At 61.1% G+C, this 23,502-nt stretch carries 17 protein-coding genes and 3 pseudogenes; 8 read left to right on the forward strand and 12 right to left on the reverse strand.

Annotated elements, in window-relative coordinates; all coding sequences use genetic code 11:
• Nucleotides 1-127 precede the first annotated feature (127 nt).
• Nucleotides 128-3,640, reverse strand: coding sequence for a malectin domain-containing carbohydrate-binding protein (locus IFT55_RS15515; protein ID WP_192093262.1), 3,513 nt, complete (start codon nt 3,638-3,640; stop codon nt 128-130).
• Between the two features lie 47 nt (nt 3,641-3,687).
• Here IFT55_RS15515 and IFT55_RS15520 point away from each other — a divergent pair, with 47 nt between their 5' ends.
• On the forward strand, nt 3,688-6,069 hold the full coding sequence (locus IFT55_RS15520) for a glycoside hydrolase family 95 protein (protein ID WP_192093263.1): 2,382 nt from the start codon (nt 3,688-3,690) through the stop codon (nt 6,067-6,069).
• 20 nt (nt 6,070-6,089) lie between these two features.
• On the opposite strand, the gene IFT55_RS15525 is transcribed toward IFT55_RS15520, so the two are convergent.
• Nucleotides 6,090-7,391: an alpha/beta hydrolase family protein gene (locus IFT55_RS15525; protein ID WP_197976491.1), complete on the reverse strand. Its 1,302-nt coding sequence runs from the start codon at nt 7,389-7,391 to the stop codon at nt 6,090-6,092.
• Nucleotides 7,392-7,426: 35 nt separating this feature from the next.
• The gene (locus IFT55_RS15530) at nt 7,427-10,090 is read right to left on the reverse strand and encodes a TonB-dependent receptor (RefSeq protein WP_192093264.1); all 2,664 of its coding nucleotides are present in this window, start codon (nt 10,088-10,090) and stop codon (nt 7,427-7,429) included.
• Nucleotides 10,091-10,290: 200 nt separating this feature from the next.
• Here IFT55_RS15530 and IFT55_RS15535 point away from each other — a divergent pair.
• Nucleotides 10,291-11,041, forward strand: a pseudogene (locus IFT55_RS15535) (IS5 family transposase).
• Nucleotides 11,042-11,215: 174 nt separating this feature from the next.
• Here IFT55_RS15535 and IFT55_RS15540 read toward each other — a convergent pair.
• Nucleotides 11,216-12,112, reverse strand: coding sequence for an AraC family transcriptional regulator (locus IFT55_RS15540; protein WP_192093265.1), 897 nt, complete (start codon nt 12,110-12,112; stop codon nt 11,216-11,218).
• A gap of 148 nt (nt 12,113-12,260) precedes the next feature.
• Here IFT55_RS15540 and IFT55_RS15545 point away from each other — a divergent pair, with 148 nt between their 5' ends.
• The gene (locus tag IFT55_RS15545) at nt 12,261-12,986 is read left to right on the forward strand and encodes an SDR family oxidoreductase (RefSeq protein ID WP_192093266.1); all 726 of its coding nucleotides are present in this window, start codon (nt 12,261-12,263) and stop codon (nt 12,984-12,986) included.
• 45 nt (nt 12,987-13,031) lie between these two features.
• On the opposite strand, the gene IFT55_RS15550 is transcribed toward IFT55_RS15545, so the two are convergent.
• The 3 genes from IFT55_RS15550 to IFT55_RS15560 all read right to left on the reverse strand — a co-directional run bounded on the left by IFT55_RS15550 (nt 13,032) and on the right by IFT55_RS15560 (nt 14,765).
• On the reverse strand, nt 13,032-13,367 hold the full coding sequence (locus IFT55_RS15550) for an NmrA family transcriptional regulator (RefSeq protein ID WP_192093267.1): 336 nt from the start codon (nt 13,365-13,367) through the stop codon (nt 13,032-13,034).
• A gap of 20 nt (nt 13,368-13,387) precedes the next feature.
• Nucleotides 13,388-13,858, reverse strand: coding sequence for an SgcJ/EcaC family oxidoreductase (locus IFT55_RS15555; protein ID WP_192093268.1), 471 nt, complete (start codon nt 13,856-13,858; stop codon nt 13,388-13,390).
• A gap of 112 nt (nt 13,859-13,970) precedes the next feature.
• Complete coding sequence (locus tag IFT55_RS15560; protein ID WP_192093269.1) at nt 13,971-14,765, reverse strand: helix-turn-helix domain-containing protein; 795 nt, start codon at nt 14,763-14,765, stop codon at nt 13,971-13,973.
• A gap of 217 nt (nt 14,766-14,982) precedes the next feature.
• Between IFT55_RS15560 and IFT55_RS17490 the strand changes: the two are divergent.
• From IFT55_RS17490 to IFT55_RS15575, 3 genes and pseudogenes are all read left to right on the forward strand, one after another.
• Nucleotides 14,983-15,177 (forward strand): annotated as a pseudogene (locus IFT55_RS17490) (nitronate monooxygenase); the annotation flags it as partial.
• 167 nt (nt 15,178-15,344) lie between these two features.
• Nucleotides 15,345-15,791: a DUF2231 domain-containing protein gene (locus IFT55_RS15570; RefSeq protein WP_192093271.1), complete on the forward strand. Its 447-nt coding sequence runs from the start codon at nt 15,345-15,347 to the stop codon at nt 15,789-15,791.
• Nucleotides 15,788-17,155 carry a PQQ-dependent sugar dehydrogenase gene (locus IFT55_RS15575; RefSeq protein WP_192093272.1) on the forward strand — a complete coding sequence of 456 codons (1,368 nt, stop codon included), beginning with the start codon at nt 15,788-15,790 and terminating at the stop codon, nt 17,153-17,155. The genes IFT55_RS15570 and IFT55_RS15575 overlap by 4 nt, the downstream gene beginning before the upstream one ends.
• Nucleotides 17,156-17,296: 141 nt before the next feature.
• Here IFT55_RS15575 and IFT55_RS15580 read toward each other — a convergent pair whose 3' ends face one another.
• The 3 genes from IFT55_RS15580 to IFT55_RS15590 form a co-directional block, all read right to left on the reverse strand.
• Nucleotides 17,297-17,932: a metallophosphoesterase family protein gene (locus tag IFT55_RS15580; RefSeq protein WP_197976492.1), complete on the reverse strand. Its 636-nt coding sequence runs from the start codon at nt 17,930-17,932 to the stop codon at nt 17,297-17,299.
• A gap of 154 nt (nt 17,933-18,086) precedes the next feature.
• Complete coding sequence (locus IFT55_RS15585; protein WP_192093273.1) at nt 18,087-18,287, reverse strand: DUF3606 domain-containing protein; 201 nt, start codon at nt 18,285-18,287, stop codon at nt 18,087-18,089.
• Nucleotides 18,288-18,565: 278 nt separating this feature from the next.
• On the reverse strand, nt 18,566-18,802 hold the full coding sequence (locus IFT55_RS15590) for a hypothetical protein (RefSeq protein WP_342029330.1): 237 nt from the start codon (nt 18,800-18,802) through the stop codon (nt 18,566-18,568).
• 307 nt (nt 18,803-19,109) lie between these two features.
• Here IFT55_RS15590 and IFT55_RS15595 point away from each other — a divergent pair, with 307 nt between their 5' ends.
• Nucleotides 19,110-19,766, forward strand: coding sequence for a nicotinamidase (locus IFT55_RS15595; RefSeq protein ID WP_249403866.1), 657 nt, complete (start codon nt 19,110-19,112; stop codon nt 19,764-19,766).
• Between the two features lie 310 nt (nt 19,767-20,076).
• On the opposite strand, the gene IFT55_RS15600 is transcribed toward IFT55_RS15595, so the two are convergent.
• Nucleotides 20,077-21,087: a class 1 fructose-bisphosphatase gene (locus tag IFT55_RS15600; protein WP_192093274.1), complete on the reverse strand. Its 1,011-nt coding sequence runs from the start codon at nt 21,085-21,087 to the stop codon at nt 20,077-20,079.
• 254 nt (nt 21,088-21,341) lie between these two features.
• Nucleotides 21,342-22,427, reverse strand: coding sequence for an OpgC domain-containing protein (gene opgC / locus IFT55_RS15605; protein WP_192093275.1), 1,086 nt, complete (start codon nt 22,425-22,427; stop codon nt 21,342-21,344).
• Between the two features lie 662 nt (nt 22,428-23,089).
• On the opposite strand from opgC, the pseudogene IFT55_RS15610 reads away from it, so the two are divergent.
• A pseudogene (locus IFT55_RS15610) lies at nt 23,090-23,488 on the forward strand (response regulator); the annotation flags it as partial.
• Between the last annotated feature and the right edge of the window lie 14 nt (nt 23,489-23,502).

Consider the following 23,502-nt stretch of genomic DNA (forward strand, 5'->3'; position numbering starts at 1 on the left):
GGCAAGAACATGGAACACGAGGCTGACCTGTAGTCATGGTCATTTCGTCACCGGCCCCGTGCCCCTTGCCGGTAGAAAACTCGATGCGGAAAGCAGAACGATGCTTGTTCTTTCGATAGGCATCTGTTCATTCGAAACGCAGCGAGTCTACAGCAACGACGGACCCTGCCGGTAGCTGCAACACCAGGCGATATGTCCCGGCGTTCACGAAGCCGGGGGTCTCGATCGATATGTCGCTCCAATCGCCGGCGGCCGGAAAACGCACCGGCATCCGTACAACGGCGATGCCGCTTACGTCGACCAGAACCAGCTCGCCGTTGCGAAGGGTGCCTGCCTGATAACGGATCGTTGCTTTACGGCGAGCCGCCGCACCGGTCTCGACCGTCCAGCTAACCTCGCCCGCCGCTTTGCCATCCAATTGAACATAGCCGGGTCCCGAATGCCCCCGAAGTGCATTGGCCACCTGGCCGCCGCGGATTGCAACGCCTTCAGCTTCGGCTTCGAACAGCGTCCGGTCCTTGGCAAAGCTGAAGTTACCGGGGGCGTACGGGGATGACAGTGCGCTCCGGACCAATACTGGCAGGTCCGACGAGAACGTTATTTGCTGGCCCGCCTTTAGCTGGCGTTCGACGAAGCTCACTGGCGTGAGCACGCCGGTGGCCGGCAAGATCATGCCCGCTCGGTAGTCGGTTGGTTGCCATCCGGCTGGCACCGAATCGCCGGTACGTGCCTGGTACAGTCGAACGTCGACGCGAGGCGTGAGCGTCACTGCGCCGCTCGACCCCGTTCGCCGGATCGCATCGCTGTCGAGCAGCATATAAGGCAACCGCGTCCAGCGTGCTTCTCCCATCGCCTTCCGGCCATTGTCAACGAACCGGTCGAGCGCGACGTCTGGTCCGTCGAGTTGCGCTACGAGGTCGCTGGTCAGCGCCTGTTCCGGGAATTCGGCCCCCTTACGGCCGCCTATGGGTACGATGGCGATACCGGCAACAATTGCCTGTCCGGCTTTCACCTCGGGAAAGCCGATACGGATCGTGCCGTCCGTCACTTCGGCAGTCACCGACCGCACCAACGCCTTGCCGAACCCTGCCTCTGCGAAAATGTCGAGATCGTCGACGACGGTTCGGTCGTTGATGGCCACGTCGAACACGCGCCAGCCCCGCGCATCGATATCGGCGCGGCCGTACCATGGCTCGACGAAATGAAGCTCCACGCGGTATCTGCCATTTGGCACCGCGAACCGATACGCGAGCGCCTGGCGACCGTAACGAAATCCCGCGTAGAGGTCCGCTGATTGCGTTCCCCCGACCTGATCATACACCGGCCTGCGGCTACCGAGCATTGGATCGAGGCCGGAATACGCCCCGGCCCAGCTCTCCCAACCCCAAGCGCGGCCAGGCATCCACATTCGATCCGCCTGCCACACCCGGCCTTCTGCATCCACGATCCGGTCGCCGCCCGTATTCACGCGGACTAACGCTGTATCGCGACCGCGGGCTTGTCCGGCTGGCTCCGCCGTCTCGGTTCCTGGCGGCGACGGAAGGTTGTTCAGTCGCAGCCGATCCTGTGCAGCAATTCGCCCGCCGACGATGCAATCGGCGCGCAGGCGATCATAACGGATGGGCACATTGTCCCATACGAACCGCTGCTCCGCGTTCCGACCTCGTTGTCCGAGAGGCACCTTCCCGGCGTCGTCGTTGTAAAGCGCGACCGTGTCGCAATTCGAATAGACTTCAATACCGGATCGCGTGCCCGCACCCTGCCACCGGTCCGGCCAGGTATGGGACACGATATACGCCATCGCCTCGCGGCTCGCGGGTATATTGCGGGCGCGGTACATATAGAAGGCGTCGGTCGGTTCGCCCCAAAGGGTCATCAACCCCTTGTTGTTGGCAGGACCAATATGGTCGAGCGCGCGAACGCCGTCCCAAATCTGGGTTCCGTCGGCGCGCATCGGCCGCCCCGGATTTTCATGGGTGGCCAGCAGCCATTGGAAATGGCCGATTGCCCGATCCGACACGCTATCCGCCAAGCGTGCCTTCGTCTGCATAAGATTTGCGAAATGTTCCTCGGAGGTCGGCGGGGTGGCGGCGTGCGGGAGTTCGTCGTGCAGACCCAATGAGCGCCAGCCGCCATATTCCCCGACCAGTCCCTGCGTGGCGAGTTCGGTATCGAACTTCCCGGGATCTCCTCCATACGTTCCCGACCAGTTTTGCGGTACGTTCCAATCGGTCCCGGATCCGCCATTACACGTAACCACCAGCCGTGAGACCGAAGCCATCGGATCTATCTCGCGAATCAACGCGACCATTTCTTCGGCGAACGCCTTGGGAAGTCGACTTTCGTTTTGAAGGCCCCACAGGAAGACCGCTGGGTTGTTACGTCGTTCTCGTACCCAATCTGCCAAACGAGCTCGAAAGTTTGCCCGGAAAGCTGGATTGTCGAACCAGATATGGGCGCTGAACTGAGGCCACCACATGATTCCCGCCTCGGCAATCGCTTCGCCGTAACGCAGATTATGTGGGTAATGCGCGTCGCGCCACGCGTTCATCCCGGCGGCCGCTGCCTGCCTGACGCGGGCGCGCACCTGCTCGTCCGAAAAAGCATGGCTACCACCGAGCAGATGCTCGTATTCCGCGATGCCGTGCAGGAACACCGGCTTGCCGTTAACAAGCAACCGTTTGTGCCCGGAGGTATCTTCTACGGTTCGTACGTCACGAATGCCAAAGCTGGTCGATGTTTCGTCGATAAGCTTGCCGCGATAGCGGATGCGCGTACGCAGATTGTGCAGATAGGGGTCGGCAGGCGACCACAGATGCGGGCGAGCAATCGCTGGCAGAGCGCGATCGGTGCTCAATTCCTCTGCTGGCCTCAATCGCTGCGCAAAGATCAGGCTCGTTACGGCCCGGCCGCTCCCGTCGAGCAGTGCTACCTCGACATCTACCATTCGTGTTTCGGCCGAGCGGTTCTCCAACTCAACTCGCGCGGTTAGGTGCGCCATTCGGGCGTCGATCTGTCCCTGCGGACCCCACGCATAGACCCCGAAGGGCCGCACCCGCACCGCAGACGATCGTTCGAGATGGACCGGGCGAAAAATTCCGAACGGCTGCGATCCTTCGGCAAAACCATTCTCTGGCTGATCGTCGCCCGATACCCAGGGAAGATCGGTGATGCCGGCCGGATTGTCGACACGCACCGCTATCTGGTTGCGCCCCCGCTTCACCGCAGCCGTAATTTCTACTTCGAAACTCGTAAGCCCGCCTGCGTGCCGTCCGACTTGTCGGCCGTTCACCCACACGGTCGCGTAGCTATTTACTCCTTCGAATCGAAGTGCGATCCGCTCATCCGCCGCCGGCAACGCGAGTTCGATGGACTTTCGATACCACGCTACCCCATGTCGCGCACCGACGCGGAGTTGCCTGTTGTAGGAATAACCCTGCCAGTTGTGTGGAAGAGCGATCGATTGCCAGCCGCGCGTGTTCACAGCGTCGCCCGAAAAGTCGGGCGACGATCCATCCTCCACGAGGGTCGAGGACCATTCATTCTCCAGTCGGACGGTTTCCCGCGCGATGGCGGGTTGAGCACAGGCTAACAGGATCAACAACAGCGCGCGTGCCCAACGCCAACCGCTTCGCGCCATTCCGTTACTCCCAAGCCGGTCAGTTGTCAGTCGTATGATAACTTGGCATGATTGCGGTAACCAAGGAAGAGAACGAAATGCGGTTAGGGCGAAGAAATCTGCTGAAGGCCGGGATACCGCTTTTCGCAGGAGCCAACCTGTCGCCGATGCGCAGTGCCGCCGCGCAGGAACGAAGCGCGGCGCCATTGATGACATCGCTGCTGTGGTACACCGATACCGCACGCATATGGGAGGAAGCGCTGCCGATCGGCAACGGTCGCCTAGGCGCGATGGTGTATGGCGGGATCAAACGTGAGCGCCTTCAGCTGAATGAAGACACGCTTTGGTCGGGCGGACCTTACGAAGCGATCAATTCGCGTGCCAAGGCGAGCTTGGACGAAGTACGTAAGTTGATATTCAGTGGAAAATATAAGGATGCAGAGACACTTGCTGCGCAGGATTTACAGTCGAACCCGATGCGGCAGATGTCGTATCAAGCACTTGGCGATCTGCTGATAGATCTGATTGACCTGAACGAAACCGATGTCGAAGGATATCGTCGTTCGCTCGATCTCGATACGGCTATTACGGAAACGCGTTTCCAGGCAGGCGGAAAGACCATTCGCCGCGAAGCCTTCGCTAGCGAGCCCGATCAGGTGCTTGCGGTTCACGTGACGAGCGATGTCGCAGTTGATCTTTCCGTTGCGCTCGATACCGGGCAGCGCGCAAGAACCCGAATTGAGGACGGGGTGCTTGTCCTTTCGGGATACAACAACTCCGATCGGGGTGTCGAAGGCCGACTACGCTTCGATGTCCGGGTTGCGATCGTAAGCGACGGCGCTGCGCTGGAACTGGTCGACGACAAACTCCATGTCCATGGGGCGAAGCAAGTTACGGTGCTTCTGGCAGCATCGACCAATTTCCGCTCGCCGACCGACCTGTCCGGGGATCCGGCACGCGATACTGCCGAGGCGATCGCCCGCACCAGACGTTTCTCCTACGCCGATTTGCGCGACCGGCACGTTCAGGCACATCAGAAGCTGTTCCGTCGGGTGTCGATCGATCTGGGTGGGGCGGCGCAGGCAACCCGTCCGACCGACCAGCGCATCCGGCGTAGCGGCGGCACTCTGGATCCTGCGCTGGCTGCGCTCTACTTCCAGTTCGGCCGCTACCTGATGATATCGAGCTCACGACCGGGAACCCAGCCGGCCAACCTTCAAGGTATCTGGAACGACCGCAACCGGCCGCCGTGGGGATCCAAGTACACGCTGAACATCAACGCAGAGATGAATTACTGGCCGGCGGACAGTGCGAACCTGTCCAAATGCTTCGAACCGTTCGTTCGCATGGTCGAGGAGCTTGCAGTATCCGGCCGTCGTACGGCCGATGCGATGTACGGCGCACGCGGCTGGGTCGCACACCACAACACCGACTTGTGGCGTACTTCAACGCCGGTCGATCATGCGCGCACTGGGATCTGGCCGTGCGGTGCCGCTTGGCTCGCCTGCCAGCTTTGGGACCATTGGGAATACCATCCTGACGACGCGCTGCTTACGCGTATTTATCCTATCTTGCGTGATGCAGCGCTATTTCATGTCGATACGCTTCAGCGCGATCCGCAGACAAAGTATCTCGTCACGAACCCATCCAATTCACCAGAGAACGAGCATCCATATGGCTCGACCCTGTGCGCCGGTCCCGCGATCGACTCACAGCTTCTGCGCGATCTGTTCGATCGTGCCGCCGACGCTGCACGACGACTCAAGCGGGACGCAGGACTTCAGGCAGAATTTGCCCGCATCCGCGCGCAACTCCCGCCCGATCGCGTCGGTGCCGCTGGACAGTTGCAAGAGTGGCAGCACGATTGGGACGGGGCGGCCCCGGATATTCACCACCGCCACGTCTCCCATCTCTATGGGCTTTATCCGAGCCAGCAAATCGACGTCGACAATACGCCGCGCCTCGCCCACGCAGCACGACGCTCTCTCGAAGTTCGTGGCGACGACGCTACCGGCTGGGGGCTGGGCTGGCGGCTGAACCTTTGGGCGCGGCTACGCGATGGAGGACGTGCGCATCGCATTCTCACGAGGCTACTGTCCCCCGAACGGACCTATCCCAACCTGTTCGACGCGCATCCGCCGTTCCAGATCGATGGAAACTTCGGTGGGGTCGCGGGTATCATCGAAATGCTGATCCAAACGCGCGGCGAAATGCTTCGCTTGCTGCCGGCGCTGCCGGGCGAGTGGCCGAGCGGTTCGATCCACGGCATTCTTCAGCGCGGTGGCTGTCGTATCGATCTTAGCTGGAAGAACGGCGAAGTCGATGTCCTGACGATTACTGCCAGCCGATCCATTCGCCGCAGGATCGTCGCACCGAACGGAGCTGCCGACATCCAACTTCGGGCTGGCGCGACGCAAACGCTACGATCCGACGCTTTCAAGCGCAGTTGACCCCGATCTGATCGGCGCCGTCAATTGCCGGGTCGTAAATGACGATCCGCAAAGGCGATGAACTGTCCCCAATCATACGGCGTGATAGCATGCGGGCCGCGGCGGAGATGATAACCGATCCTGCTATGTATGGGAGTGTTCGGAAGCGGCATGACTGTGGCGTCCAATCCGTCCCCGCCCAGCAATCGGTAAACGGGATCCGCCCCCTTTGCGGCAGCGAATTCACCGCGCGGATCTGCCCAAAGGTCCTCACTCGCGCTGGCGATGTAAACCGGGCGAGGCGCGACTAGTGCAATCAACTCGTGTTGATCGACCGGAAGTTCCGCTTCCCGCCCCGCGAATGTTTTGTACCGTGGCGCGAACCAGTAATTGTTCATGACGCGGATCGTCTCGCCGTAATTCCTGCGGAACAGCTTCGCGCCGCCACCACCGGAATCATTTGCGACCACCATTGCAAAGCGCTGGTCGCGTGCGCCAGCCCATAGCGCCGCTTTACCGTAGCGGGAATGGCCGAACACGATCACGCGTTTCGCGTCCACCTGTGGGTCCCGCGCAAGATAGTCGTACACGCGACCAAGGCCCCATGCCCACGTAGCGATCGCTCCCCAATGCTGCGGATCGGATGGGCTTGTCCGGTAATACGGGTGGATGCTTTCAGCGATCTTGTCGTCGCTGTCGGGGTACAGGTCGCCCGGAAAATAGGTCGCGATGCCGTAGCCCGCTTTCAAAATCTGTTCGAGGGGCCATTCGGCGGCGTCGATACCGCGGGAGGCCGCCGTCGCTCTGTTTTTGCGAATCCCTTCGCCCGGAACGACCCAGCTGTGCGCAATGGCGACCGCCGGATCAAACGTGATTGCCTGATTCCCGTGAAAGTTCAGTCCCACGAAGATGGGCGCTCTGCGCTTCCCCGCGCCGTTCGGCAGGTAGAGCAGCACCGACGTCTGCGGGCCATCTGTCTTCCCATCGAGGTACAAGGTGACCTGCTTACGGGTGGCAAGGCCACCCAAAGCGTTGCGCTCGACGTCAGTGACCCGAAATCGTAAGTTGCCGGATGCCGGACTGACTCCATAGATGTTCGCTTCGAACATCCCGAGAAGTTCTGGCCGTCGTTCCCTGTGCCACATGGCACTGTCCCTGACACGACGTCCGTCCGCCATTATCAATGCGTCGGGCAGAGCATAGGGCGCGACTTTTGTTTCGTCGAAATTCCCGTCGAGTTGACCGGCTGCAGGTGATGCCAATACCAACGTAATCGTAGTAACGGCGGCGCTTATGCGAAGCGTCGCCGCCGGCAACCTGTGCAAGATTTTTATGGTCTTCATTCACGGGTCTCGATGAATCTACCGCTCTCGACTGATCATAAGCGGAAGCTGACACCGGCCTGAACCGTTTGATCCAGCTGATTGAACAGATTCGGGCGCAACGGATCGCCGTAATATTGTTCCTGCGCTGTGTAGAGCAGGTTCACCACATCCAGCCGGAAAGAGACATTCTCATTCACTGCATAGCTGAGGGCGAAGTCGAGGCTTTTCAGCGGTGCGACATTGACCGGCCGCTGTGCGGGGTCACCCGACGTACGCTGTGATATATACTCCGACCGCCAGTTGTACGACGCATTCATCGACAACGGACCCTTTTCGTAGATGCCGGTCAGACTGTAGCTGTGCTTCGACAAGCCAGTGGCCGGAAGCAATTGCGAATTGCCGAGCACCGGGATCGCGCTGTCGAGATAGGTGTAATAGCCGCGAAAGCCCAGGCCGTTCAAAAGGCCCGGCAGGAAATCGAAAAAGTGTTGATAGCTGACCTCGATGCCCTGCGTCTTTCCGACGCCCGGCGAGTTGCGCGGTCGCGTGACCAGATATTCGATGCCGTTGTAGGTCTCTGACTCCGCAAAGGTCTGTACGAAGCCGGTGATGTCCTTCCGAAATCCGGCGAGCGCGATGTAGTTCGCCCGACCGAAGTAATATTCCAGCGACACGTCATATTGGTCGGCCTGGACCGGCTGAAGGTCAGGGTTGTTACCGCTGCCGGTGGCGGGACCACCGCCGGTGATCGGGTTGAGAATCAGTGCCGGCGACAGCTGATTATACTGCGGCCGGTTGATGCCCTTGGAAAAGGCGAGACGAAGAAAGAAGTTCGGGGTGAACTTCGCACGCAGGTTCACGCTGGGTAGATAGTTTGTGTAAGAGCTGTCGCCGGTCACTGCTTCCGGTCCGGCTGGCGACCGCTGGAACACTTGCTGGGTTCCCTCGGTTTTGACCGCGCGCAGGCCAAGATTGCCGTCGATGGGCAGGCCAAGTTCGAAGTCGAAGTTCGCCTGGACGTATCCCGCGTACACCTTCTCCGTATAATCGTAGAAGCTGTATGGATCGAAGGCGAGATCAACGAGCGGGACGCCGACCAGCGCACGGGTCAGGCCCCGATTCTTGACGTAATCGCGATCGATCGCCAGCCACTGGTTGAGCGAGCTGTCACGACCGTGGAACAGATTGTCGTCGGTGAGCTGACTGACGCCGGCAAGTGGCCGAATAAGTCCGCTATTGCTGGCATTGTAACTGCGGCTGATCGTGTTCTGGATCGCTTTGTGATCCGAATACCGGATTCCCGCCTGTACCGAGCGCAGCGGGCTATCGTCGAACGAGTAGGTCAGATCCGCGCGGAACGCCGGTTCCTTGCCCAACGAGTCCTGCACCAGATCGAACAGGCCGATATAGCTGTAAGCAGCGGGGTTGGTCGCATCGAGCCCGGCGAGGCTCGCATCTGCCTTGTTCTTCGTCAGATCGATGGTCGCGCCAGGCGCCCGCGCCTGAAGCGTCAGGTCTCGCTGGCGGAACGGGCCGGCACTTTCCGTATAGGTGAATTCGCCGCTCAACATCAGCGAGCCGGCATCGTATTTGCCTCCGACCGCGAAGTGATAGTTGCGGTAGGGGTTCTCGCTCGCCCCCGTAACGGACTGGACCGAGGCGTTGCGATAGGTTGCCACCCCGGGCACGTTGGACCCGTCTTTGAACTCGAACGGCCCTGCCGCGCTCGCGCCATCCGCCGCCGCGGTTCGTACGGTCAGCGACTGGGTGTTCGAAAATCCGCCGGAAAAGGTGTAGAACCCATCCATATAAAAGGTCAGATCGGGGTTCGGCCGCCACTGTGCGGAGGCATAGAAGGATGCGCGGATGCGCTCGCCCTGCTCGTAGCGTGAGCGGATCTGTGTCGGCGCACTAATGATGTCGCCGCTGTCCCCCGGGAACACCCCGTCACCGTCATAATCGTACAGGTCCTGGCGGTTCGAGTAGATGTTGGCGTTGGTCTGGTGCCCGCCCGAATTGACCTGTTCCCATTGCCCACCGACCAGAAGGCCGAACTCACCGATCGCAGTCGTCCAGCGATTGCTGGCGATGCCCGACAGGCGGGGCGTGATCGAAGTGTGCATGTCGCTGTAGATGCCGGAGACCGAGCCCGCGACACGAGGACCGTTGAAATCGAGTGGACGCGCCGTGCGCAAGTTGACGATGCCCCCCAAACCACCTTCAAGCTGGTCGGCGGTTGCCGTCTTGTAGACGTCAAGACCGTTCAGGATGTCAGAGGAGAAGTCGAGTAATGTGGCCGCACGATTGGTAACGCTGAAAAGCTGGCGTCCATTCACCGTGGTAAGGATCTGCTGAACGCCGAAGCCGCGGATCGTGTACTGGTTACCCTCACCACGCGTATTACGCGCGACCTGAACGCCCGGAATGCGCTGCAGCGTTTCTGCAACGTTGGTATCCGGCAGCTTGCCAATATCCTCAGCGACGATTGAGTCGACTACTTGGGCAGAGTCGCGCTTGATGCGCGCGGCGTTCTCAAGAGTTGATCGGATACCTGTAACGACAATTTCCGTTTCTGCTGCATCCTGGGTTCCGCTTTGGTCCGTAACAGCCGCCTCAGCTGTACCGGCCTGGCGCGGCGGCGTTTCCTGCGCCTCTGCGACGCAAGGAACGAACAACATCGTCACCCCGACGAGCAAGCCGACTTCATGTGACATCATGTCCTCTCCAACCAGTATGACGCTTCGGTCAAATCTGGTCACAAGCGTCGGTCGTATGATGACCCGAGTCAATAAAATTCATACGATGAATGATGTTTGATTCTCGATGAGTTAACGCAAGGTAGGGCTGTCGCGCTTAGGGTCAGGACCCATCGATGTGAGAGGCGCGGTCTGATTCAGGCTCCGTAAGGAGACCGTGGATGAGCGACCTGTACTGGCTTACGAATGAGCAGATGGCGCGCCTGCAGCCGTACTTCCCCAAGAGCCATGGCAAGTCTCGGGTCGATGACCGGCGGGCGTTGAGTGGCATCGTCTTCGTCAATCGCAACGGACTCCGCTGGTGTGATGCACCGAGCGCGTATGGTCCGCACAAGACGCTGTACAACCGGTGGAAGCGCTGGGGTGAACGGGGCGTTCTCCTCCGTATGATGGAGGGTATTGCAGCAGCGGAGGCCGTGCTGAAGGCAGCCATGATCGACGCGACCTACCTGAAGGCACACCGCACGGCATCGAGCCTGCGGGTTAAAAAGGGGATCTCGGTCGCCTGATCGGCCGCACGAAAGGCGGCATGAACACTAAACTGCACGCCGTCAGCGATGCGGATGGGCGGCCCTTGAGCTTCTTCATGACCGCTGGGCAGGTCAGCGACTACAGCGCCGCGGCAGCCTTGCTCGACGATCTGCCGAAAGCACAGTGGCTGCTTGGCGACCGTGGTTATGACGCCGACTGGTTCAGGGACGCCCTGGAAGCCAAGGGCATCCAGCCCTGCACCCTAGGGCGCAGATCGCGCAACGAGCCGGTCCGGTACGACAAGCGCCGCTACCGGCGCCGCAGCCGCATCGAGATCATGTTCGGCCGCCTGAAGACTGGCGTCGCATCGCCACCCGCTACGACCGATGCCCCACGGTCTTCTTCTCCGCCATCGTCCTCGCTGCCACCGTCATCTTTTGACTATGGCCAATGAGTCCTGACCCTAGCTGGGCCCGCCCAAGCGGTCGGTCCGCTCACCTGAACAAGCGGCAGGTTTTGGTCATCGGAAGGGGCCGTGTGATGGCCGGGATTGGGTCTTTGCGTTAGCGTCGGGCGATCCCAAATCTCATAGGATCACTACGTTTCAGACCGTCGTCAGAGCGCCATAGCCGCCGTGGGCGCGGCGTGGAGCCTTTCGATATCGGTCCGCGGCGGTGCGCCGAATAGCCGGCGGTATTCGCGGCTGAATTGCGACGGGCTCTCATACCCGACCGCGAAGCCTGCCGTGCTCGCCGTGGCGCCCCCCATCAGCATCAGGCGCCTGGCCTCCTGCAACCGCAACTGCTTCTGATATCCGAGCGGCGTCATGCGCGTGATCGCCTTGAAGTGCGCGTGGAGCGAGGAGGGGCTCATGCCGGCCTCGGCCGCGACGTCGTCAATGCAGATCGGCGCATCGAAACGGCGGCGGATCGCGGCGATCGCGCGGCTGACCTGATTGAGATGGCTGCCAACGGTCGCGACGTGGCGCAGCATCGGCCCGTGCGGACCGGTGAGCAGACGGTACAGGATCTCGCGCTCGATCAGCGGCGCCAGCGCGCGGATCGTCTCGGGCCGGTCGAGCAGTCCGACCAGCCGGCACGCTGCGTCGATCAGGTCGGGATCGCTTGGGTAGACGCCGAGCACCGGCAGGTCGGTGCGGGGCACCGCGCCGCCCTCGCTGACCATGAGGTCGGCCAGCATCGCGGGATCGAGATCGATCTTGCAACAGAGATAGGGCCGCTCGGGGCTGGCATCGATGACATGGCCGACGAGCGGCAGGTCGACCGAGACCAGAAGATAATGGGCGGCATCATAGACGACGCTGTGCTCGCCGATCGACACGCGCTTCGATCCCTGGGCGATCAGGCAAAGCGAGGCCTCGTAGACGGCAGGCGTGGGGGTGCTCGGCGCGTCGGCCCGGATCAGCGACACATGCGGCATTGCCGTAGTGCATATGCCTGTGCCTGCGACATGCCGATCGATGACGGTGGCGAGTTCTGCGATCCGGTCCATGCCCAGCATCCTTCCGCAGCCGAGCGCTGCAGGCAAGCGTGCGGCTTCGATTCTGGAGGATCGTGCAAGGCATTCGGACGATCGCTCTACCGTCCGGCGGGGCCGTGGGAGCATCTGTCTGCCGTCACTGCAACGAAAGGACTGCATCATGGCTGGAAGCATCGACAAGGTTGTCCTCATCACCGGCGCCTCGAGCGGGATCGGGGATGCAACCGCACGCGAACTGGCCAAGGCCGGTGCCCGGCTTTTCATCGGCGCGCGCCGCGGAGAGCGTTTGAAGGCGCTGGCGGAAGAATTGGGCGAGACCGTCGCCTGGCGAGAACTCGACGTCACCGATGGCGCCGACTTCGACGCGTTCGTCGAGGCCGCCGAAGCGCGGTTCGGGCGCGTCGACGTGCTGGTCAACAATGCGGGTGTGATGCCGCTGTCACCGCTCGCGGCGCTCAAGCGCGACGAGTGGAAGCGGATGGTCGACGTCAACATCCACGGTGTCCTCAACGGCATCGCGGCGGTCCTGCCGCGGCTCGTGGCGCAGCAGGGCGGCCATGTCGTCAACGTCGCCTCGGTCGCCGCGCACATGGTCATGCCCACCGCTGCCGTCTATTGCGGCACCAAGCATGCGGTGCGCGCGATCACCGAGGGGTTGCGGCAGGAGCATGACGAGATCCGCTCGACGCTGATCTCGCCGGGCGTGGTCGCCACCGAATTGGGACACGACATCACCGATCCCGACGTGGCGGCGGCGTTGACGGGATGGCGGAAGAAGGCATTGACGCCGGACGCGATCGCGCGGGCCGTCCGCTATGCGCTGGAGCAGCCCGAGGGCGTCGACATCAACGAGATCATCGTCCGTCCGACCGCGGCGGATATGTGAGGGCAGGGGCGTGCCGGTGGTGTAGCCGGCACGCTCCTGTAGCGGTCATGCCGTCCGTCCGACCGCGGCTTCGCGCTTGCGATGCAGCAAGCGACCGGACATCGTGGCGAGCCGCTCGCGATCGCCATCGTCGCAGATCATGCCGTCGCTGATATAGCGTTCCGCCATCAGTCGCATCTCGTAGGCGGTCCAGCGCGGCATGATCGTCGCCATATTCTGCTCGAACCCGCTCGGGTCGTCGCCGCCATAGACGATTGAGCGGCCGAGGATAAGGGTCGGGCTTGAGGACGGCATAGCGCCCGTCACCGATGATGGGCGACCATGACGTATCCCGACCCGTGCATTCACCCTGTGAATCGCTAGATAATCCGCCGCAGCCATTTTTCGCTTCCGATTAAACCTCAGCTATCGCGCTTTTGTCCGATCGGGTCAGAGCGTTGCGCTAACTCGTTGATCTGAACGTTCGAGCCATGTGCTATCACGAGTCCGTCGCCCTTCGGGACGAGGACGAGTGACATGCGGTCGCGGCTTGGCGGCATCTGCTCGCCAAAGGGGGTTTTGAACGCCCCTACTGACCACCGAATGACGGCCACCACGGTGTCTTCGGAAAGTACAACAACGGACTCAACGGTTTCGAGCGTCAAAGGCACGCCCCTGAACATGATGTCGAAGTAGGCGCGATGCGCACGGTCGACCTGCGCCTTGCCCTGCCAGTGCATGCCAACGATGTTCACCCAATGCACATCTTCAACGTACAGTTTGGCCATCGCGTCCATGTCTGAGGCGTTCCAGGCAGCGGCGTATCGATCTACCAATTGCCGCACCCTGTCGGAGTTACTACTCTGCATCGCTGCATTCGCCTCACTGCTCATCAATGGTCCTACCGCAAGAAGCCCCAATATCGTATGTCGCCGGTCCATGTCGCTTCCTCGATCGCCGCGACCGGGTTAGCTACGGTGCGATGGCGGCGATTGAACAAAAGCGTCATCGCCCCTGTAACCATTCCGCGAAGAAACTGGCCGGAGCGTTTCCGGCTAATGCGCGGCAATCACGCACGAAATGGGCCTGATCGGCGTAGCCTGCTTGATGGACCAATTCCGTCCAGGTTTTAAATGGAAGGCGAACCTTTGCTTCGAGCACGGCATTGAGGCGTACGGTTCGCGCGAACAGCTTCGGCGTCAGGCCGACCTGCTGTTCGAACCTGCGGGTGAACTGTCGATCGCTGAGTTCGGCCCGGCGAGCCAGAGCACGAATGCTCAACTGTCCCCCTGCACGCTGCAACGCCGCAGCGGAATGCGCTATCAGATCGACGGGCGACGACAGGTCAAGTTTGCGTATCAACCAATGTTCTGCAGCTCTTACGCGCCCGTCAAAATCGCTCGCCAGCATGACCCCGTCGCGGAGCCCGGTGGCGGCTTCGCCGATCACGTCTTCGATCGCGACGCCTTCATTGACCAACGTGGTCATCGGAATGCCAAAAAGGGCGTTGAAGCCGCCAGGCTGAAACCGGATCGTGAAAACGTGAAGGTTGCCGGACAGGATAAGACGAGTTCGCCGATAGCTCTGAGGGCCGACAACCACGACAGGAGGTGCCGCTGACGGCGCGCCATCATCGTGGGATACCCAGTACCGGTTCTGCAGATAGAATTCGATGAACTGATCTGGTCTCGCCGGTAACGGCGACGTCACAACGTCTGCGCCAAGCTGCGCATGCCGCTCCGCAAAGGAGCGTACGATGCGCCTTAGACTCGCGTTTGCTCGGCGTTGATCGACCACCATGCCGCATCATTGCGCAACCCACGCGCGCGTCAACGCCCCGCGTATTTTGATGAGCGGACGTCCGCTAACCGGAAAGCGTGAGCTGAATGGAATGACCGCTTCTGGGTCGAAGCGGTTGGAGGGTACGGTATCTGCGTCCGGCCAACTGGCGTCATTCATTTAATGCGCTGGCGTAGTCATAAGCGGACAATCGATCACGACGGGATCCCGCAAAAGTATGTCTCTCATCGATCGGCTCGAACTCTCGGTGCCCCTGATCCAGGCGCCGATGGCAGGCGTCGCCACACCTCCGCTGGCGGCAGCGGTATCCGGGTCGGGAGGCTTGGGATCGATCGGAGTGGGCGCGACCGACGCGGCCGGCGCACGAGCGATGTTCGAGAAGGTGCGCACTTGTCGTTCCCGTCCGACGAACCGGCAAACCTGCCAGCCGGACGTGCGGCGCGCCTGTGCCCGAACTGCGCATCGCACGTCAGCCCACAAAGTATGTTAGCATGCTAACATATTAAGGTCAGCCCGTTCCCGGAACTGTCGTCATCACCGCTCGTACTTCGGGGAACGGTACGGTGAGGGACGCAGATAATGGCCAAGAGCGTTAATCCGGCCCCGATCAGACTGGTCGGGCACAGGGCGCATCCGCTGTATCCGGCACTTTTGCCAGTTCCGATCGTCTGCTTCGTCGGCGCGTTGATTACCGACCTCGCCTACATTGCCAGCGCCGAGATGATGTGGCTCGACTTCTCGTCGTGGCTCCTCCTCGCCGGCCTGATCGGGGGCGGGGTCGCGGGCGTGTTGCTGATCGTCGAACTGGTCCGTGCGAAGGATCGGCGCGCGCTCTTGCCACACTTCCTCCTGCTGCTCGCGGCATGGGTAGTCGAGGTCTTCAACTCGTTCATCCATGCACGCGACGGGTGGACCGCCGTGGTGCCGGCGGGGCTGTCGCTTTCCATCGTCGCGTCGGTGCTGGGGTTGTTGGCCGGATGGGCATGGCAATCCGCGTATCGCCGTTCGATGGAGATCGTATCATGAGCCGCACCTTGGTCGCGACCGTCTGCCTGCTGTCGCTTGCTGCTTGCGGCAGCGATCAGGCGATCGATCCGAACAGCCAATATGGAGCCGATCCAGTACTGCCCCCGCCGCACGAGCAACTCGTGGCCGATGTCGGCGTGTTCGAGACAGTCGGCTGGCAGCCTGGCGAGACGCCGACGGTCCCTGCCGGGTTCCGGATCGCCGCGGTCGCACAGGGATTGTCCAATCCGCGGAACGTGCTGGCGCTGCCCAATGGCGACATTCTGATCGTCGAGTCCCGCAACGAGGGTGGTGAACCGGTGCAACGGCCCAAGGATCCGATCCGGGACTGGATCATGTCGCGGGCGCATTCGCAGACCGAGAGCGGGCAGGCACCGTCGGCCAGCAACCGCATCACGCTGATCCGGGACGCGAACGGCGACGGGCGGCCCGAACTCCGATCCGTGCTGGTCGACAAACTGAACGCGCCGTTCGGGATAGCCGTGCTCGATGGCTATCTGTTCGTTGCGAATACCGACGCGATCGTCCGGTATCCGTTCACGCCGGGCGATACGCGGATAACCGCATCGGGCGTAAAGCTGGTCGACCTGCCCGCCGGCTCGATCAACCATCACTGGACCAAGAGCCTGACGGCAAGCCCGGACGGGTCGCGGTTTTTCGTCAGCGTCGGTTCGAACAGCAATGCGATGGAACGCGGGTCCGATGCCGAACGCGACCGGGCGGCGATCCACGAAGTGGACCCGCGAACCGGCCTGATGAAGACGTTCGCGACCGGCCTGCGCAACCCCAACGGCCTTACCTTCTACCCGGGATCGAATACCTTGTGGACGGTGGTCAACGAGCGTGACGAGCTTGGCCCCGATCTCGTCCCCGATTACATGACGTCGGTTCGGCCGGGCGGCTTCTATGGCTGGCCCTACAGCTATTATGGTCAGCATGTGGACCCGCGTGTGCGGCCACAGCATCCCGAACTAGTCGCCCGCGCAATCCGGCCCGACTATGCACTGGGTTCGCACGTCGCGGCACTTGGGCTGACCTTCTATACGGGTGCGAGCTTCCCGGATCGTTTTCGCGGCGGCGCGTTCGTCGGCGAGCACGGCAGTTGGAACCGCACCGATCCGCATGGCTACAAGGTCGCGTTCATCGCGTTCCGCGGTGGGCGCCCCACCGGCATTCCGCAGGACTTCGTGACGGGCTTCCTCAAGGACGGAAAGGCGCACGGCCGCCCCGTCGGGGTAACGGTCGACCGGACCGGCGCGTTGCTGGTCGCGGACGACGTGGGCAACACTGTCTGGCGCGTGAGCCATACCGGCAATCAGGTGGCGTCGCGATCACCGGCAACGTCTACACCGGAACGGCGCTAACCGATCGGGGGTGTCGTGACCGGCGCGATCGCGAAGTCGATCATTGCCTCGCGACGACCGGTCGGGCTGTCGCTGGCAGTATCGTCATTCGACCGGTCCTGAGTCCTGTCCGGCTGCCTTGCGATCTTCGGAGAATGTCCATCACGACGATTCGAACAGGTTTTCCAGCAGGACCGGCGAAAAGTTGTGAACGTCCACGCCCACGTCGAACTGGCGCGGCATCGGTTTGAGCCTGCCATGGCTATGGCCGTGCAGGTTCAGGGCGCCGCGATGCTGCCCATTCCAGCTTCGGAAGGGGTAGTGGCACAGGACAAGGCGTCGGTCGTCCACCTCGACCTCCGCGTAATCTCCGGTGCTGGCCCAGCCGTCCGCAGCGAGCGTCGCATCCGGGTCGTTATTCCCGCGCAGAAGGTGCTTGGTGCCGTTCAGCCGCGCGAGCAACCCGGCCACGTCGGCAGGTCGGCGCGCCACGTCGCCAAGGTGCCACACCGTGTCGCCGATGCCAACGACGGCATTCCAGCGCTCGACCAATTCCTCATCCATGGCGGCGGCGTTGGCAAATGGCCGCCGCGCGATGTTGATGGTGCGGTGATCGCCGAAATGCGTATCGGCGGTGAAAAACACGCTCACGAACGGAATGATGTCAGCATTCGGATCATCGGCACTCAACCATAACTGGTGACAAAGGTTCGCCTTGATCTTGTCGACGCGACGCGGACGACCGCGTGCTTCCAAGAAACCAGCCAAGCCATCGTAAATGCCGCCTTCGGGGTCCATCCGAATCCGGTACGCGCCGCGACCATCGCTGCGGGAAGGTCGCGAAATCCGCGATCACCGCATCGTCGTAGAACGTGTTCGAACCATCATCGTCGTAGAACGTGTTCGAACCATCCTGCCCGGACGCTTACGGCCCAAAGCCGATCGCTACGCTCTATCGGGCGTTCTTCTTGCCGGTTTGCTGTTCCGCTGCTTCGTCCAACTTGGCGCGATCATTGCCGACGCGGGCAATCAGTTCACGCGCCTGCTCCTGTGTGATCCCGTGCTTCTGAGCGAAATACGCAACCTCGTACGGCTCGCCGCCGGCAACTCGGCTGCGATCCTGTTGACCTTGCTTTGTTTTATCGTCGACCATGATAATCTCCTGCGATCAAGCCGGAACGTGTTGTTGCCGCGATTGCTCCCTCGGAACCTGCCATTCGGCAGAAGCGGTTCAAAGGGGTTGATCGATGTTATTGAAGCAGTCGACTGGCCGCATGAACCAGTATTCGGAACGTGTGAAGCAAGTTTGGCGGTCGGGCGTCCGTGAAAGCTTCGGACTATTTCTATGACAGCCGGAGTGACAGGATCATCTTCGGCGAACCGCGTCGCGTTCGCCGATCGCATGGTTCGGGAAGCGATGACGCGTCGGTGTCAGCCCTTGGGCGTGATCCATGCCGAGATTGGCGTGACCGACTTTCCCGGTGCCGGCTCGCCGATATCGACGCGGTCCTCCTTGACCATCTCGCCCGTCTGGAGCGTGAAGGATTTGCATGGCTTCGGCATCCGTCCGAAATATGTTTCTGGACAGGCTGGCCGGTGGTCGAGTCCATGATCGTCGTGGTTATCGGCATCGCGTGCCGATACTGGCGTCGGCAGTTTTGTTTCCACCCCCATATCGTCGAATTTGCGACGGAACCACGCCCGGGTGCATCGGCGGACGAGCTGGATGCCCCCCGTCCGTACGACGTTCGTATCTGGAGCAGCGCCGGCGGCATAGGCCCTGCGGCAGGCCGTGCGCAACTCTGCATGCGCGAAGGGGATCGAGGTCGGGCGATGCTGAACGAAGGTCCCCGTTCGGAAAACACAACCTCGCACACGGCGGGCGGATGCTGGGTCGTCACCCCGAGAAGCTGTCGGTAGGCTGGTAACTGGTACAGGCAGCTTTTAACGCGAACTGTCAGTTTTGCAGGAGACGATGATGGGTATTGAGCAGTTCACGGGGGACGAAGCCATCACGGGTTCGGATGCTCTCATCATCGTTGATCCGCAAATCGACTTTTGTCCCGGAGGCCGGCTGGCAGTTACGGGTGGAAACGAGATCATGGCCGGTATCGAGATACTCGCCCCGCGGTTCCGGCACGTGGTCGTAACGCAGGACTGGCATCCGGCCGGCCACCTGTCTTTTGCAAGCAGCCATCCCGGCAGGCAGCCATTCAAGACGGTAACGATGCCGTATGGCGAGCAGGTCCTGTGGCCTGATCACTGCGTCCAGGGGACGGCGGGCGCCGAGTTCCATCCCGGCGTGCAGGGCGCCATCACCCGCGCGCACCTGATCGTCCGTAAAGGCTACAATGCACAGGTCGATTCCTATTCAGCCTTTTTCGAGAATGACAAGGCAACGAAAACGGGGCTGGCTGGCTATCTACGCGACAAGCAGGTTCATCGGTGCGTGTTTGTCGGGCTGGCTTATGATTTCTGCGTTGCTTGGTCGGCGCTCGATGCGCGGCGTGAGGGCTTTGAAGCATCTATTTTGACGGACTATACACGAGCGATCGCAATGCCAGTGCGTGGTGGGACCACAGTGGACGTGGCAGAGGCACAGTTCCGCGCGGCAGGCGTCCGGTTATTCTAACCGGTGGAGATACTTCGAAAGGGGGCACTTGCGGCACCTTTCGCCTCTAACATCCGAAGTTCGTTCATTTTATTGAACGCCAGCTTGTGGCCCCCGAACAAGCTTTCGGCAGTGCGGCAGATGGGAGGAAAGTTGCTCATCATCGATGGTGCCCGACCCGCGCTTGGACGATCCGGTCGAAGAGCAGAGCGCGAAGGTGATCTCAAACAAGTCACCGCTTACGAACCGACGGACGCCGTCGGTGCCTTCGACAAAAGCGAACGTCACTGTCCGCGCAAGCCGCGGCGGGCAGACAGGCTGCTTTGGAAGTTCAGGCGCGATGGCTGCCATAGGAAGTGACCGTTTCGACCTCGCTGCGATCACCAAGAACAACGCCGATCCGCTCGTGCAGTCCCTGTGGCTGCACATCCAGGATGCGATCCACACCGTTGGTAGCTGCCCCGCCTGCCTGCTCGATCAGGAAAGCCATCGGGTTGGCCTCGTACATCAGACGCAGGCGGGCTTTGCCTGCCGTCCGGTGATCGGCGGGGTAGAGGAAGATGCCGCCACGCTTCAGTATCCGATGCACCTCGGCGACCATCGAGGCGGTCCAGCGCATGTTGTACTCCTTGCCACACGGCCCGTTGGCACCCGCGAGACGCTCATCAATGTAACGTCGAACCGCAGGCGACCACTGCGCATGGCGCGCCATGTTGATGGCGAATTCGCAAGTACCGGCAGGCAGCTGCATCGGGCCGTCAGTCATTCGCCAGGAGCCGACCTCGCGGTCGAGGGTGAACTCGTAGACGCCGGTTCCAAGTGTGAGCACCAGGATCGTTTGCGGGCCATAGATCGCATAGCCAGCCGCGACCTGGCTAATGCCCGGTTGCATGAAGTCCCGTTCGACAATATCCCGCCCCGACGCCTCCGCGGGGGCCTTCAACACCGAGAAGATCGTGCCTACCGAAAGGTCCACGTCGATGTTGCTGGAGCCGTCGATGGGATCGAACAGTAGCAGATACTCGCCCTTGGGATACCGGTTGGGTATACGATGAATCGTCTCCATTTCCTCGGACGCCATCGCGGCCAGATGACCGCCCCACTCGTTGGCTTCGAGCAGCAGTTCGTTGGCAATAACATCCAGCTTCTTCTGGACCTCCCCCTGCACATTCTCGCTGCTGAGGCTGCCGAGAACTTCCCCCAGTGCTCCCTTGCCGACAGCATGGCTGATGGTCTTGCAGGCTCGCGCCACTGTCTCGATCAGGAGCCGCAACTCAGGTCTGAGAACGCCGGAGCGTCGCTGTTCCTCGATCATGAAGCGGGTAAGGGTGAGGCGTTTCATTCAGTTGTCTCGCATCCTGCCGGGTTCTGTCAGGCTAACGTGGCACGGCGTTTCGGCTCGCGATAGCGTGCCGCAATAAGCCAACGTCCGCTGGCGGCCCGTCAATACGAAAACGGCTGCCATGATCGCCGTGAGCAACCCAGAGCTACCGTCGTGGAGCAAGTTCGCGACCAAACCTGCAAACCGCGACGACGTTCTGCTGACCAGGTTGTTCGAATAGGTGCCGGACAAGGTCGGGCTGGTGACAGGTTGGATCAGGCGGGTTTGCGGCGTGGTGCAGAACGCGACCTGTCCCACATGAGGGCGGCGACAAAGGTCATACCAGCGGCTAACACGATCGCCAGGATATAGCTGCCGTATCCCAGTGAGAGCCGGGCCCACCCTATCGTGAGCGCGTAGGTCGCGAACACGCCGAATGCGAAGCAGTTGAGGCTGTGCCGGCCGATGACAGCCAAAAAGCGAAAGGGCGCAGTGCGGATGACAGGCTGTGCCATCACCAGCAGGCCGGCGTAGAAAGCCAGAAGCAAGGCTGCGTGAACGATCCGGACGGGGCCTAAGCTGTCTCGGTCAGTCATAAGCCAGAAGAACGGTATGTAGCGGTGAGCAGCCACTACTTTGGCAGCGGCGGCCAACCCGACCAAAACACCTAGCGCGGCGGTCCACTTCCAACCCGACGGCCGTTCGAAGAAGCTGAACAGCCGGACATGGGCGCGCTGCGCGCCGAGTACGAGTGGCATGAAGAAGATCAACTGCCATGCCAGAGGGTTGAAGTGCCAGACTGCTGCCTCATCCCATAATTGCGCTGATTTGTTCACATGCGCCAGGAAATATATCGCTACGGCCACCCCTAGCATAAGCGTCGCGGACCGTTTGTATAGGAAAACCGCAACCGGGGCCGCAAGCAGAAGGATGATATAAAGGTGCAGAATATCAAGCAACCTTGGCGCGTCCACCAGCATCGCAAAACCAAGCAACGCTGACATTGGGTTAGCAAGCAGGGATTCCGCCCGCCAGTATGTTGCTTCTATGGGCTGCATAGGCACAATGAATGGCAGGACGCATAGCAGCAGTAGCCAGTTGTACAGGTACAGCGTGCCGGCCCGCTGGAGCAATCTGCGTTCCGGATCCGGTTTGCTGAGATACACCAGTCCGACCATGTAACCGGACAAAATTACGAATAGTTCGGCGGCCGAGGAGTATCCGTAGGCAGTGGGCGTAGGGACCGGTGCCCCCTCCAACCCATAGAACTGCATGGACTGCGTAACGTGGTTGATCACGATCGTGAGGATCGCGACCCCGCGGACTATATCGATCCGTGCATCACGTACGCTGGTCGCCATGAGTCCCTTTCGCCCTTCGAACCGAAAAACGTGCTTTTGCCGCAACCAGGAACGGTACGCGGCCGCGCCTTCCTGTCAATGCTATGTGTTTGATAATACGCTATTTTGTTGGGGTGGAAGGAAGCCGTATGGGACTGGTACGTCTACTGAAGCACCGAGATCATGCATGCGGTCCGAGCGACCATGCAGGTGGAAAGTTACGTTTGCGACGCTGAGCCGGGAACTGAAGATCGGTTCCGAGACGGTGGCGAAGTGGCACAGACGAGCGGTATCGCCTGCTGTCGAAAACTAAAAACCAATGCGCATTGTACAAAGAGGGGTTGGCGTCGGGCTGGCTGCAATTTCTGCCCTGCGCTACGATCCGCGTGGAAAAACTTTGCTGGCAATTGGTCTTTGACAGCCCTCTTGCCTACTCGGCATCGCGATATTGTTCGATTCAGCGCCGGTGTTTTCGAGCGTGCATCCGCAGTACCGATATCCGAATGGCTCAGACACTGACATTCGCGAGTTGCCTCTCGCTTCTCAACATCGGACGTTCGTTCACTTCGTGGGAGGAGCTTCCGGTCGATTGGGCAGGTCAAGCCGGATCTATGATGATTGGGCTAAAAGATCGGCAACCTTAGTCGTTTACCGGTTCGACAGGGGCAGGCAGGGGCGGTGTGATGCGGGTTGTGCTGATCGAGGACGAGCCGCTTCACAGCCAGGGCCATTGAGCTGATGCTCGGCACGGAAGGGTTCAACGTCTACACTACGGACCTTGGCGAGGAGGGCGTGGATCTCGGCAAGCTCTACGACTACGACATCATCCTTCTCGATCTGAACCTGCCCGACATGCACGGCTACGACGTGTTGAAGAAGCTGAGGGTTGGCCGCATCACCACGCCGGTGATGATCCTGTCGGGGGATAGCCATAGGGACAGCAAGGTCCGTTCGCTCGGCTTGGCGCAGACGACTACGTGACCAAACCGTTTCATCGCGAGGAGCTGGTTGCACGCATTCAGGCGGTCGCTCGTCGGGGTGCTGTCAGTCTAACGCGAACCGCTCTCTGCACGGTGCAGGTCGGTCTATGAGGGTA

This window comes from Sphingomonas sp. CFBP 13720 (assembly GCF_014842075.1).
Lineage (GTDB): Bacteria > Pseudomonadota > Alphaproteobacteria > Sphingomonadales > Sphingomonadaceae > Sphingomonas.